1 pseudogene is annotated in these 428 nt (G+C 67.8%); it reads right to left on the bottom strand.

The annotated features are described in order from the left end of the window. Window positions 1–223: 223 nt before the first annotated feature. Window positions 224–428, bottom strand: a pseudogene (locus tag ACCC94_RS30100) (hypothetical protein); the annotation flags it as partial.

The following is a 428-nucleotide window of genomic DNA, read 5'->3' as shown; positions in this document are numbered from 1 at the left end:
CGGTGGGGCGGATGTCGCCGCCAGGCAGGTTGGGGCGGGGCAGGGTCTGTTCGATATCGGAGCCGGGTAGCTGGATCGGGCGCTCGGCCCAGGCGAAAGGTGCAGCCAACAACAGGGGCAGGACAGCAAGTTTGCGCATCTGGCTCCTCCATGAGACCGACTTCGATAAAGGACCAGGAGCCGTGGGCGGCTCCTGGTTACCACAGTATGGGTGGAATTCGGATTATTGCTTGGGCGTACCGATCGCCAATCCACCACCCAGTCCGCCGGTCACACCACCCAGCGCGCCACCCACGGCGCCCAGCGTATTGCCCAGCAGGCCTCCCTGGCTGCTGGTCCCGCCAGTCGTACCGGCGCCTGCGCCGACTGCCACGCCCGAACCCTGGGTGTTGCTGCCCACGCCCACGCCTGCTCCGGCGGTCAGGCCG

It is taken from the genome of Pseudomonas sp. Pseusp97, from assembly GCF_047304025.1.
Lineage (GTDB): Bacteria > Pseudomonadota > Gammaproteobacteria > Pseudomonadales > Pseudomonadaceae > Pseudomonas.
This window is presented reverse-complemented; position numbering and strand designations above follow the sequence as displayed.